This is a genomic window from Calothrix sp. NIES-3974 (genome assembly GCF_002368395.1).
Taxonomy (GTDB): Bacteria; Cyanobacteriota; Cyanobacteriia; order Cyanobacteriales; family Nostocaceae; genus NIES-3974.
In genome coordinates this window covers 5,006,894-5,020,789 of sequence record NZ_AP018254.1, presented here as the reverse complement: position 1 = coordinate 5,020,789, position 13,896 = coordinate 5,006,894, and the positions used below count along the sequence as shown (strand labels likewise).

Here is a 13,896-nt window from a genome sequence, read left to right as displayed (position 1 = left end):
TCTTAGAAACCTGTGATGCAAAAGTTTCTTTCTTAGTATACTGAGCAAGGTTCAAGTGGGATTCTTATTCCAGAATCCAGGTGTTGCTGAATTTGGGTATGAATTATGATTATCTACATTTTGTATTGAAACCGCAATCGTCTCTTCGAGAAGCCGCGTTACGCGCGTCTACGTAGAGACTTAGCATCGCTATGTCTCTACACAACGTAAAATTTCCAATTCCTATTTGTATTCAGCAACACCCAAAAATCAAATCGCCATGTCAAAACAACCTGTTCTCCTGGACCATGATGGTGCTGTGGATGATTTTTTAGCAACAATGTTGTTACTAACGATGGAACATGTGGAACCCATCGGTATCATCGTCACACCAGCTGATTGCTATCCCCAACCTGCTGTGAGTGCAACTCGCAAAATCTTGGATTTAATGGGGAAATCCCATATTCCAGTAGCTGAAAGTACAGTACGGGGAATTAACCCTTTTCCCCAACTTTATCGTCGCGATTCCTTTGCTATCGATAATTTTCCCATTCTCAATCAAACCGAAACCTACGGAACTTCCCTATTAACCCAACCTGGTCAAGATTTTTTAATTCAAGCTTTACGTACACACCCTACACCTGTCACTTTACTGATAACTGGTCCTTTAACAAATTTAGCCTATGCCTTAGATACAGCACCGGATATCGAAGCGAAAATTGAGCGTTTGATTTGGATGGGAGGTGCTTTGGATGTACCGGGGAATGTGGAAAAAAATTGGGAACCAGGACAGGATGGAACAGCTGAGTGGAATGCTTATTGGGACCCCCTTGCAGTTGCTAGGGTCTGGTCGAGTGGGTTGAATATTATTATGTGTTCCCTGGATATTACGAATAATGTACCTGTGACATCGGAGTTTGTACAGAAAATCGGTAAACAGCGTCAGTATGATGTTTCTGATTTAGCTGGTCAGTGCTATGCTTTGGTGATTGCTCAAGATTATTATGCCTGGGATGTGTTAGCAACTGCCTATATAGGGAAACCGGAGGCTTTTAAATTACGGGAAGTGGAAACGGAAATTATCACCACGGGAAAAAGCCAAGGACGGACAAAAGTTGTTGCTAATGGACGGAAAATTTGGGCAATGGCGGATGTGGATACCATTTGGTTTTATGAGTATATTTTATCTCAGTGGCGCAGGTAGAACAACCCGTTAGGTAGTCTCTAGTACTTGACCACATAAGTTCTGAGGGATTTGTAGTAGTGGCTCTAGCTCCGAAAAAGCTTTACTAGAAAGGTGGGAGTTACACCCATACCCATACCCGAACTTGCGATCGCTGCTAGTGTTTGAATTCCAGTGCAAACTGTGGGGCAATTTTCATAGAACCGAGTTGTTTGAGTCTTAGTTGGGAAATACCAAATATTATCTAGATAAATTGATTTTTTTACAATCTATCACCTTATATTTACGGAATTTAATTGAAAATTTCCAGATTGAGTAATCAGGCACAATAAACCAAATTTGGTAACAGATTGTAAACAGAGTTCAATGCTTTAGGGAGGCTACTTGTGGTTAACTCTCTTCGGCAAGAAAAATTTATACGACATCCAAAGATTTGAGTGCAACGATTATGGCGATCGCAAACCTCTACTATTACTTTCATATTCGCCACGGGGAGGATACAGAATAATTTGCGATCGCTACCACATAAAAAAGTGAAATAGTAGAAATAGGTTTATCTTTGAGAGAAACAAATTAATATTTAATTCCATCGCCAGTCCGAAAGAAAATATCCAGAGGATAGATAAAATGGGAGCGTTAATATAGATTTGCGATAGATGTATAAACCTCTATCGATTGATTACCATGATGTTGGAATTAATCAAGGTATGAGTGAATAAAAATATGAGCAACGCAAAGGAAAAAAATAATCCAGATATCGATACCCAAGCATCCGGTGGATATCAAACTCCTGTGGAAGAAAGTGTTCGTCAAACAGGTGCAGCAGTCAAAGGTGATGGTAAATCCTCTGCACAACCAGAAGCACCAGAAAATGATTCTGTTCAGGGTAGTCCCAACCAAGGAACTGAATCCCGTTAGGATAGGTTAGGTCTTGCACCTGACTTATCAACGCTTAACTTTAGACTCAATCCCAGTCATCAATAATCCTGCTTTTTCACAATCTGTTTATAGTGTATTGCGATGGATTCATACTAGGTATATGGGAATTTGTTGAGTTATTGAGTTGTAGGGAGTTAAATTTATAAGTTTATTTTTAACTCCTACATGGTGCAGCAGATAAAATAATATAAATTAAATTCAAACAGTCCTCCATCAGAGGACTTTTATTATCTCTATCAAAATCCAAGAAATGTAAATTAATATAAATAATCCCCAGGTCATGGATTCATTCTACACCTAATCCCTACCACCCAACTCCTGTTTCCTATAATTTCTGGGGATTGATAACTTATATTTCTCACGAGTTAAAGGTAAGCGTTGAGTAAAGGCTTAGTTTTTCCTACTCCCCACTTCCGGAAATTTCTAGGGATTTGTGAGAAATCTGGGTATTAGGGTGTGGGTTGAGTAGGACTGGGTGAGTTTAGTTTTAAAAAAATATGAATTATGATTGACTACTCTGAATAGATTTAGCCATATCCAGAAATTCCTGAGAAACAGCTACTGGATTTACATCGAGATTTTCGTCTGTATTGCTAGTAATATTATTTGCTGTTTGAGGATTTTTGGATGGTTCTATATTCTGATTACTGACAGGATTTGTACTATTCTGTTTGGCAAGTTCATACTCGGTATCAAAGTCAGTATTCGGGAATTCACGCTCTTCTTCTTGAATTTCCTCCTTTAACAATTCGGCATCAAAATTTTGCACTTGTTCGGAACTACTTTGTATATTCTGTGTATCCGACATAAAATTCTCCTGTGGTTGTGATCAAAATTCCTGTGATATTTATCCTCACGAAAATTCAAGTATCTTTGACAAATAATCAGTGACTTATAATTCGTGAGGTTCGCGTTTGCTGTATTTCTCCCAAGTGAGCAACAAGGGTTGGGTAGCGGGTTGATTTCCCTACTAATACCTGCCAGTTTTAAAGATTTGTGAGAAATCCGGGTTTCAATATCGCTAAGTATTAGAATAAATAACCATTAACTAATAAACATCTTCCTCCAGCATCACCACGGAAGTAAGTTTAATAGGAATACACAAATACAAATTATTACCAATGGATGATTATCTATCTTTCCCTTGATTTATGCCATATTTGGGACTTTAATGCATCACTAGAGAAAGATAATTAACCAGCAATTTCCTCTGAGTTCGCCTTCCCCAGAATATTCACGTTATTTTTATCTGAAGATAGATTCAAGATGTATAATGCAGATGATAACTCAACGGTTCAGATCAGATATTTTCCCACCCATTTAAACCCATCTATGAAACCGAAGGCATGTCTGATATTTAATCCTGTAGCTGGACAAGGTGATTCTGAACAGGATTTAGAAACGATAAAATCAATATTATCTCCAGAATTTGACTTACAAATCAAACTTACAACCCCAGAAACAGATGCCGATCAATTGGCAAAAGAAGCGATCGCATCAGGAATTGACTACTTGATTGCTTCTGGAGGTGATGGGACTTTATCTGCTGCTGCAACGGCTGTAATTGGCACTGACATTCCTTTGGGGATTATCTCCAGGGGAACCGCTAATGCTTTTGCCGCAGCCTTGGGTATACCGGATACAATTACCGCAGCTTGTAAAACCATTGTCCAAGGTTATGCCAAAAAAGTCGATGTGGCAACCTGTAATGGTAGACCGATGGTGTTATTAGCAGGAATTGGTTTTGAAGCGGAAACTGTGGAAAAAGCCAGTCGAGAGGCAAAAAACCGCTTTGGTGTGTTGGCCTATGTATTTGCAGGAATTAGTCAATTAAGGGAATTTCAAACCTTTGAGGTGGAAATCGAAACCGAAGACAAAATTATCAAAACTTCAGCCAGTGCGGTGACAGTTGCCAATGCAGCACCGAGAACTTCAGTTTTAGCCCAAGGACCTGCTGGTATCATACCTGATGATGGGTTACTTGATTTAACAATAGTTGCACCCCAAAATGTTGCTGGAGCGGTAGCAGCTAGTTATCATTTATTTCAAACGGCTTCATCTTCCGTACCAGTTGAACGGGATGATATTGGTTATTTAAGGGCGAAAAAGTTTAAAGTCACCACCGAACCGCCACAAAAAGTCGTAGTTGATGGGGAAATTATCGGTACAACTCCAATTGAGGTGGAGTGTATTCCGGGGGGGTTAAATATATTGACACAAATAGTTGAGGAGGAAATTCCCACAGAAAAATTGGATGGTTTACCGAATTTAGTGGTGGAAATGAAGGAAGATTAGAGATTTTGGGTTTATGTTGTATATTTAAATAAGAATAAGAATCCTATTTAAATAGGACTTACGCGCTCATTGTGAGAAATCAGGTGTTTGGGATTGCTACTTTGCAATCGACCCGCTACGCGTCTACGTAATGACGGTGTTTAAGTTGTTATTGCGTAAGTTCTGTTAAATTAAGTATACTTTGCACGCTGATACATTTCCCTTTTGGTTTGGTGACAGGTGACAGTTAACAGGTGACCTTTAAGCATTAATCATCTAAAGGAAAAGTTCTCTTCCCATATGCCAGAACAACCACAACAGTGGATTCTCCCATCTCCAGTCGAAGTTCCCCAGGAATTTATTAAGCAGGTTAGCAAACACCTAACTCATTCTCCAGGAATATTTGCAGCTCAATTATTGTGGCAAAGGGGGATTCGCACTGCTGAGGAATTAGAAAAATTTGTCGATCCTCAAGTTTATCCAGTTACGAGTGCAGAGGAATTTGGGGAGGAGATGGATTTGGCGGTACGTCGTTTGCAAATCGCCAGGGATAACCGGGAAAAGGTGATGATTTGGGGTGATTTTGACGCGGATGGGGTGACATCCACGGCAGTATTGTGGGATGGGTTAGGGCAGTTTTTCACCAAGAATATTGATTTAGATTACTACATTCCCAATCGCTTTACCGAATCCCACGGTTTAAATTGTGCAGGGATTGAAAAAATCAGCCAAGGGGGTTATAGCCTCATCGTTACCTGTGATACTGGTAGCACCAACATTGAGGAAATTATTTACGCTAAATCCTTGGGTATAGATGTGATTGTCACAGACCATCATACCTTACTGAGCGATAAGCAGAGCTTAATGCCGAAGGCATATCGCCCACCTGTGACAGCTATTATCAATCCCCGTTATTTACCCTTGGAGCATCCTTTGTACCATTTATCGGGGGTTGCAGTAGCCTATAAGTTGGTGGAGGCTTTATACGCAAGTTTACCAGAGGTTCCTCGCCAACCCTTATCAGATTTACTGGATTTAGTTGCCGTTGGTTTGATTGCCGATTTAGTCCAACTGAGCGGAGATTGTCGCTATTTAGCCCAAATGGGAATCCGACGCTTGCAAACGGACTTTCAACAACCAGCAGCGCAACGACGTAGACCGGGAATTGGCAAGTTACTAGAATTATGCCAGAGAAGTGGCGATCGCCCTACCGATGTATCTTTTGGGTTAGGACCACGGATTAATGCGGTGAGTCGGATTCATGGGGATGCCAGATTCTGCGTAGAACTACTGACCACGCGGGATATGAATCGGGTCAATGAGTTGGCAGAAGCGGCTGAATTAGCCAATAGTCGGCGTAAATCCTTGCAAAAGGAAATCGTCCATCAGGTGGGACAGAAACTGACCCAGGTGGATCTATCGACAACTAGTGTGATTGTCCTAGAAGACCCCCAATGGAATCCGGGTGTCTTGGGTTTGGTGGCAGGGCAGGTAGCCCAGGAGACCGGAAGACCGACCATACTACTGAGTAGTGATATCCCAGAGGAAACGACGCAAGCATCCCAATTGGTTTTAGCTAGGGGTTCGGCGCGGTCAATTAATGGTGTGGATTTATACCAATTAGTAAAAGACCAGTCCCATTTATTGCATCGATTTGGTGGCCATCCCTTCGCTGCGGGATTGAGTTTGCCAGTGGAAAATTTGCCCCTATTTCGGGAAGCGATTAATCAAAGATTACGGCAAACGGTGGATGTAAATACATTAGTACCGACGGTTACAGCTGATATCGTCGTTACGGTTGGCGATTTAGGGAAGGAATTATTCGCAGAATTAAAATTATTAGAACCCTGTGGGATGGGAAATCCGGTGCCGAAATTAATGATTAAAAACTGTTGGTTTACCAAAACTCGGCATCGGAATCAGGAAGATAGTAAAGGCAAGAAAATTCAATATATAAAAACCGAATTTGAAATTTGTGATCAATCTAGTTCTAATTCCTTTCCCGGGGTTTGGTGGGGACATTATAAAGATGAATTGCCGACGGGAAAGGCAGACTGTATTGTTGAGTTGGATTTTAATCCCTCTAAAAATCGTTATGAAATCCGTTTAATTGCAGTTCGTCCGGCACAGGAACATCGAGACTATTTTCATCAGCAATTAGACTTCATTATTGACCAGCGTCAGGGGATGGGTGGGACAGAAAAAAGAGGAATTACTAGTAGTAATAATACCCTGATTATCGAAAAATGTCCCACCAGTTGGGATGACTTACAAGCTTGGTTACGACGTGCCCAATATCAGCGACAGCAACTAATCTTAGCGTGGTCAAAACCCCCATCTCGACCCTACTCAGAAACCTGGAAAATATTAGTAGGAATCGCCAAATATCTGAGTCGTACCCAACAACCAGTCACCCGTAACCAGTTATTAGAAAAACTGCAAATTAGTGACCAAACCCTATTTATTGGACTGAGGGCATTAAAACATCTTGGCTTTAAATTAACTCGCCATGACACCACCAGTAGCGGAAAAACCCGAATCCTCTTTTCTTTAACAGAAAAACCCAACCTTTCCCAAGCCAAAATAGCTGTTCAAGCCTTTTTTGCCGCTTTGCAAGAAGAACAATTTCAACAGCATTATTTTAGCCAAGTTCCCCTCGCTACCATTCAATCAATGGCAAGGCGAATTCAGTAGGGGATGGGGTAATCTCATCACCTGCGCACTGTATTTAGCTTGCAAAGAGCGCCATGTACGCAACTACGAGCAGACTCATGGGCTAAATCTCACAGGTGATTGTGCGATAATCTTCGGGGAAACTAATTAAATCTAGCTGTTCAGGATGGTTGAGTAATTCGTAGGCTAGTAGGAATCCAGCAATTGTCCAGGTTTGGTATCTGCGAGCTTCCTTGCCGATTAAACGTCCCCGTCTGCCATCATAATATTCGGGATATTCATCATGTTGCAAACGTCCGTAGGCGATCGCTAGTGCGCGTTTCCCTAAATCGATGTGTTGGGTTTTGATACAAGCTGCAACTAAAGCCCAGAGTAAAACTGGCCAACTACCACCGTTATGGTAGGACCAGGGGATATTTTTGGGGTCGAATCCGGTAATAATTTCCCAATCGCGGTTTTCTAAAGCGGGAAAGCAGATTTTCATGGGCATTTTGCCGATTAAATCGTCCCAGCGTGCAGCAATCAGGTTCATAATGCTCTCCGCTTGGTCATTCATCGCTAAGGAGGAAATAATGGCAACTAAATTTCCCAGGGAAAAGAAGCGAAAATCCATCAAACCTGGGCCAATATTCCCAGCGAAATATCCACCGACATCGGGAAGCCAATTAATAAACCAGGAAGGAATAGATGTTGCATAGATATTAAACTTGTTTTCGGCGGTAATACCAAATTCTTCGCCCTTGTAGCGATAAATTTCGTTTAAACGAGCCATATCTAGCCAGTAATAGGAGCGGATATGATAATTTAAATGGCCAATCCGTTCCTCAACCGCTTGACGCATGGGGTCAGAAGGCAGGGGTAATAATAATTCTTCCGCACAACGGAGGGCTGTGTAAAATAAAGCTTGAATTTCCAAGGGATAACCATACACACCCATGCGTCGATCAATCATAAATGCCCCATCGGGAACCAATAGGGTGGGAAACATATCAAATCGACTTTCCAAACATAGGTGTAAAATTAGACGCATACCCTGTTGGAATTCGGGTTGATGGGCAAAATCCATATCTCCCGTAGCCTTCACATAGGCACGTAGGAGGATAATCCACCAGAGGGAAGAATCGATGGGAGCAACTCGCGCGATCGCATGTTCACCAAAGTCAGCGATTATTTTTTCTTCTGTGTCCGTAGTCACGACTTTAAAACTGGCTGGCATCAATCCACAACCGGGTTTAAAGCAGTCCATTTTCGGTTCTTGACTTTGTAGAGTCAAGGTGACTTCTAGAAAATTACGGACAATATCCGTTTTGCCAGTAATTAAAAACACTAAACCTGAAGACACAAAATCCCGGATAAAACACTGGTCGTAATTCAGGGCCTCAGATTTGCGATCGCAAGCTGCCACATTTCCGACTGGTCGTCCTTGATAATAAATTAAGGAATCTGCTAACGTCTGATATGCTTTATCAATCGAGGCTTGATAATCTAGCATAGGGATAAGTATAGGTTAATCTCTGTAAGTAGGGAAAATGATTTTTGTCCATCCAGACGACGAAACACCCCGACCTATGCCACCATAAACCGGGGTACTACTGCCCAATATCTGTGGAAGTAAAAGTATTTTTTGCAACTACCCTGACCCCAATCCTACTTTATCCTGATTACGGGTTTTCGTTTGTATCAAGCCTACGATTTACTGAGATTTCACAATTGTTTTGATGTCGAGGAATCAAATTTGGTTTATGCAAGCCATTAACCTTTCACCTCAGTCTCCCTGACCGGAGGATACTGATAATTAACCACATTCCCAGGAGACTGGCAAAGGCAAATAAAATATTACTTAATAACGATAGTTGAACGGTTTGGGCTTTGGTGGAAATAATCGCTGCTCCCATAATCATGGAACCAACTAGGATGCTGAAAGACAAACGATTGGCGGAGTCATCGACGGTGCGTCTGAGGGAATCGAGTCCCCGCAGGGAAAAGTTGAATTGGAGGGTTTCTGAGGTAATGCGGTCGAGGAGTAATTCGATTTGCCGAGGAGATTGCAGGGATAGACTTTTTAAATCCAGAGCGGTTCGCAGTAGGGAGCGTAGGGGTGCATCCCCCAACAATTGACGACGAAATAGGTCTGTGAGCAAAGGTTGGATTTCATCGACAAAATTCATCTCTGGATTAAAACCCCGTGCTACTCCTTCCAGGTTGGCAATGGTTTTAGCATAGAGTCCCATGTTACTGGGTAAACGCAGATTATTGTTACGCGCAACCTGAAGTAATTCGTAGATAATTTGGGCAAAATTCAGTTGCTCAATACTCAGATTGTGGTATTTACGGAGAAGTCTGTCGTAATCGCTTTCTAATTCGGCAATTTTCACGGGTTTTTTCGCTGATGCCAATTGAAGGGTTAATTGGGCACATCTTTGAGCATCCACATCCACAATGGCTAGCAATAATTCACTTAATACCTGTTGAGTGCGGGGATCAAGTCTACCAACCATCCCGCAATCGAGGAGGGCAACCCGTCCATCCTTGAGGTAAAACAAATTACCTGGGTGGGGGTCAGCATGGAAAAAGCCATCAATATATAACTGTTGGGAAAAAGCCCGGAAAAGTAGACTGGTGATGGCGTTACGTTTTGCGATCGCCTCTTCACTATTATTCTTGACGATATCAGCTTCCAGCAGGGGAACCCCATCCAACCATTCCATCACCAGTAACTTCGATGTGGTCAACTGCCAATCGATTTGAGCGATCGCAATTTGGGTGGGATCAAACCAACGACTACTAGCTAAGTTGTGTCGTAACTGGTCGGTAAAACTAGCTTCGCGGGTGAAATCCAATTCTGCCTCTAGGGCGTTACAAAATTCATCCGCAATTGATTTTATTTCATAGGTTTGTCCAAATTCCGTCCGGTCAATTAAATCGGCAATTCCCTGAATAATCGCAATATCGGCAGCGATTTTACTATCGATCCCCGGACGTTGAATTTTCAGCGCCACTTCCCGACCATCTATAAGGGTAGCACGGTGAACTTGGGCAATTGAACCAGCCGCAACCGCTACCGGATCTATCTTGCTAAATACCTGATCCAGGGGAAGTTTCAACTCCTGACGGATTTTCACCTCAATTTCCGACCAAGGAATAGCCGGAACCTCATCCTGAAGGGTGGATAATTCATCAATATAGGCAGGAGCAAGGATATCTGGACGGGTAGATAATAATTGACCCAGTTTGACATAAACTGGACCTAAATCCACCAGAATCTTTTTTAAGACTGCGGGAGTCGGTAACTGGGGATTATCAGCTTGTCCACCAGTCAGGATATTCCGCATGTAATCCCAGCCATTGCGGAGAAGAACTTCAATAATTTCCCTTTGTCGGGGAGCTGTTTGGGTGAGAAACATTTGTTTAGCGAATACAGGATACAGAATTAATCAAATTGGCGGTGAATTTAAAACAATACCCGGATTTGGAGCCAAGAGACGCGATATATCGCGTCTGTATGGGAATAGGGAGTAGAAGGAAAATCAATCACTCCCCTACTCAAAACGCAGGATACAGATTGCCAATACCACGTAAATTTTAAGAGTAATTAATCACCATAAATATGACCGTTTACGTATTTACTGATTAGGTGCAAGTTAGAAGTGATGCTGGCAGAAGCACCCCCTGTATCAACGACTCGTAGACACCCGTAGCACGGCTTCTTTGTGAGTCGAATCTTCTCTACCCCCTACTCTCCATTTTTCAGCTTTCCATAGAGTTTGGACACAGCCCCAGGAAAATATCCTCCTGTCTCCTGTTCCCGATTTTTAAGCTACACTAGAGAAGGTGAGACAGCTTTTCGTCAGCCTGGAGGGTCTTGAGAACTTGCTTAATTTCTTGAGTACGTTCCTTTTTCACAATCAAAGTCACATTGCGATCGCGCACAATCACCACATCCTCTAACCCAATTGTCACAATCACATCTTCTTCGTCACTAGCATAAATAATCGCACCTTGGGTATCCAATCCAACATGGGTCGCCAATTCCACATTGACATCCTTCTCAGTTTTTAATAACCGTTCGATGGCATTCCAATCACCTAAATCATCCCAACCAAAATCAGCTGGTAAAACATATGCTAACTTGGTTTTTTCCATGAGTGCATAATCAATGCTCTTTTTCGGTATGTCTGGATAAATATCTGCTCCGTATTTACTCAACGGCTCAATAATTTCCGGTGCATGGGTATATAATTCATCCAAAACCACACCCGCTCGGAAAATAAACATGCCACTATTCCAACTGTAACGCCCTGTGGCCAAAAAACTTGTTGCAGTTTCTAAATTAGGCTTTTCAGTAAAGCGGGAGACATGGTAAGCTGGCAAATCGTTAAAAATACCAATTTTTTCGCCTTGTTCAATGTAGCCGTAGCCAGTGGAAGCAAAAGTCGGTTTGATCCCCAGTGTCACAATCGCTGCATTCGTTGCAGCTAGTTGGGATGCTGCTCCAATTGTCCGTTGGAAGCCATCTAAATCCGCAATCCAATGGTCAGCCGGAAAAAAACCAATCAACGCATCTTCACCGTAACGTTGTTTGACTTCTAAGCAAGTCCAAGCAACAGCAGCAGCTGTATCCCGACCCTGTGACTCTACGAGTAAATTTGATGATGGTAGTTCTGGAAGTTGTTCGCGAACCCCGTCCGCAATTTGGCTAGAAGTAATTATCCATAAATTTTCCTGACCACCAAAGGGAATTAATCTATCTGCTGTTGCTTGCAACAGACTGCGAGAACTTCCATCTAAACACAAAAACTGCTTCGGTCGATGCAACCGGCTTAAAGGCCAAAACCGCTCACCCTTCCCACCAGCAAGGATTACCGAAACAAATTTCTCAGTCATGTTGTTATACCTAATCAAAATCAGAACACTATCAGTTTACTGTGTACGTCGAAACTCGCAAGTTGAAAAGCTTGGATTAACATAGCTTGTAGAGGGATTTACGTTTATGTGTTGAAGTATCTCTGACAAACAGTGTCCATATGTCACCTGTTAATCGTGAAATATACGCAAAAGCCTTGATCCAGATTTGCTCTAACACCTGTAATCTGGACAGAACAATTAAATATAATTGGATATTTTTAAACCGTATTGCCCTGGATTGATTTTGAGATTAATTATATTTACTGGTTGAGTGAGTGGGGGAAATAGCCGTGGTCAAACAAGTTGAGTGGAAAGACGAGCAAGGTGCATCAGCAGCAAACCCAGTCCCATCGGGTACGGACTTAGTAAATTCCCAGGAACCAAACCCAAAGACAAGTTCGATTCCCACCCAGATTTATAATCGTCTGGGTTTAACCATGCCTCGTTGGTTATTTTGGATACTAACTGTAGTGGTAGGGACAACAATGTCGGGTTTATTGGTCGCTGCATTGGCTTTGTGGACACCGTTGTGGAGTACGGTAGACCGGACGGAGGAAGAATTGCAGTGGTCGGGTAAAGATGAGCAAAACGCTCCCCTTCCTGGTGATTTGTGGAGTAATCTTTCCCAGTATAAACTAAAACGACCCATGAACATTTTAGTCATGGGGATCGAACCAGTTCCAGGTGCAACGGATGGTTCACTGGAAAGTTTTTCTGGTAGTAGCGACACAATTTTACTGGTGCGCTTAAATCCAGAAACGGAGACGATTAACGTTCTGTCGATCCCCCGTGATACGATGATTGCTATCCCCGAAAAGGGTTTAACTAAAGTCTCCCAAGCCAATCTGAAGGGGGGAGGGGTATTAGCGGTACGGACAATTAGTCGCACCTTGGGAAATGTGGCGATTGACCGTTATGTGAGAATTTCCAATAGTGGTTTGCGTCAATTAGTAGATCAATTGGGGGGGGTAGAAGTGTATGTTCCCTATCCCATGCAATATCAGGATACAACTCAACGATTGGGAATTAACCTGGTGCAAGGTTGGCAAAACTTGAATGGGGAGCAAGCAGAGCAATTTGTTCGCTACCGTCAAAGCGATTTAGGTGATTTACCACGGGTTCAAAATCAACAAAGTTTACTGATGGCATTACGCGATCGCTTGGCTAGTCCCACAGTGGTTCCCCGTTTACCCCAGTTAATTCGGGTCATGCGCAAAAATGTCGATACAAATTTAAAACTAGAGGAAATGATGGCAATCGTCAATTTCTCGGCGAACACCAAGCGAGATGGTGTGCGGATGACGATTTTACCGGGGATATTTAGTCGGTTGAGTGCAGACCCCAATAGTTATTGGTTGGATTTAACTGGACAAACTCAAATTCTTCGGGAATATGCTGGTGTGAATATTGGGGGAGTTAGTTCTGCAAGTAGACCGATTACGAGTTTAAGAATTGCGGTACAAAATGCTTCCCAAAAAACAGGAAAAACGGAGCAAGTTATTAGTTACTTCAAACAAAAAGGTTTTGCGAATGCTTTTGCTAGTCGGGATTGGGAAGACACCCAACGGGAAACTCAAATTATTGTCCAAAGAGGTAATCGTCAACTAGGTGAACAGTTACGGGAAATTTTAGGTTTTGGTAATGTTGAGGTTTTATCTACGGGTGATATTCAATCTGATATCACGATTCGGGTCGGTAAGGATTGGCAATGATGTTTGTAATTAATAATTCGTAATTCGTAATAGCCTACGGCAACGCTTCGCGTCTACGTAATTCGTAATGAAATATAATTATGTAGGTGCAGGCTTTGCCGTCGGCTACTATAGCAGTCCTCGATAATACAGCAGTCCTATTTAAGTCGTGAAAGATAGCGTACTGTTGACTGATGGCTGGTGACTGTTAACCGTCAACTGTCACCCCATCAACTTTACATGTAAGATATC

Annotated in this window: 9 protein-coding genes; 5 read left to right on the top strand and 4 right to left on the bottom strand. The window is 42.3% G+C overall.

The window, feature by feature from the left end; all coding sequences use genetic code 11:
- The first annotated feature begins 259 nt into the window (after positions 1 to 259).
- Positions 260 to 1,183: a nucleoside hydrolase gene (locus CDC37_RS20135; protein WP_096624511.1), complete on the top strand. Its 924-nt coding sequence runs from the start codon at positions 260 to 262 to the stop codon at positions 1,181 to 1,183.
- Positions 1,184 to 1,885: 702 nt separating this feature from the next.
- Positions 1,886 to 2,080, top strand: a complete 195-nt coding sequence (locus CDC37_RS20130) for a hypothetical protein (protein ID WP_096624509.1) — start codon at positions 1,886 to 1,888, stop codon at positions 2,078 to 2,080.
- Between the two features lie 523 nt (positions 2,081 to 2,603).
- Here CDC37_RS20130 and CDC37_RS20125 read toward each other — a convergent pair.
- Entirely contained in the window at positions 2,604 to 2,909 is a 306-nt protein-coding gene (locus CDC37_RS20125; protein ID WP_096624507.1) for a hypothetical protein, read from the bottom strand.
- A 524-nt stretch (positions 2,910 to 3,433) separates the two neighbouring features.
- On the opposite strand from CDC37_RS20125, the gene CDC37_RS20120 reads away from it, so the two are divergent.
- Together CDC37_RS20120 and recJ are read left to right on the top strand one after the other, a co-directional pair.
- Positions 3,434 to 4,396, top strand: a complete 963-nt coding sequence (locus CDC37_RS20120; RefSeq protein ID WP_096626457.1) for a YegS/Rv2252/BmrU family lipid kinase — start codon at positions 3,434 to 3,436, stop codon at positions 4,394 to 4,396.
- 279 nt (positions 4,397 to 4,675) lie between these two features.
- Positions 4,676 to 7,069, top strand: coding sequence for a single-stranded-DNA-specific exonuclease RecJ (gene recJ, locus CDC37_RS20115; protein ID WP_096624505.1), 2,394 nt, complete (start codon positions 4,676 to 4,678; stop codon positions 7,067 to 7,069).
- An 82-nt stretch (positions 7,070 to 7,151) separates the two neighbouring features.
- Here the strand turns inward: recJ and CDC37_RS20110 are convergent, their stop codons facing one another.
- From CDC37_RS20110 to CDC37_RS20100, 3 genes are all read right to left on the bottom strand, one after another.
- Positions 7,152 to 8,540 carry a glycoside hydrolase 100 family protein gene (locus CDC37_RS20110; RefSeq protein ID WP_096624503.1) on the bottom strand — a complete coding sequence of 463 codons (1,389 nt, stop codon included), beginning with the start codon at positions 8,538 to 8,540 and terminating at the stop codon, positions 7,152 to 7,154.
- Positions 8,541 to 8,808: 268 nt separating this feature from the next.
- Positions 8,809 to 10,452, bottom strand: a complete 1,644-nt coding sequence (locus tag CDC37_RS20105) for an ABC1 kinase family protein (protein WP_096624501.1) — start codon at positions 10,450 to 10,452, stop codon at positions 8,809 to 8,811.
- Between the two features lie 418 nt (positions 10,453 to 10,870).
- Positions 10,871 to 11,932 carry a mannose-1-phosphate guanylyltransferase gene (locus tag CDC37_RS20100; RefSeq protein WP_096624499.1) on the bottom strand — a complete coding sequence of 354 codons (1,062 nt, stop codon included), beginning with the start codon at positions 11,930 to 11,932 and terminating at the stop codon, positions 10,871 to 10,873.
- A gap of 311 nt (positions 11,933 to 12,243) precedes the next feature.
- Between CDC37_RS20100 and CDC37_RS20095 the strand changes: the two genes are divergently transcribed.
- Positions 12,244 to 13,665, top strand: a complete 1,422-nt coding sequence (locus CDC37_RS20095; protein WP_231943124.1) for an LCP family protein — start codon at positions 12,244 to 12,246, stop codon at positions 13,663 to 13,665.
- Positions 13,666 to 13,896: the final 231 nt, after the last annotated feature.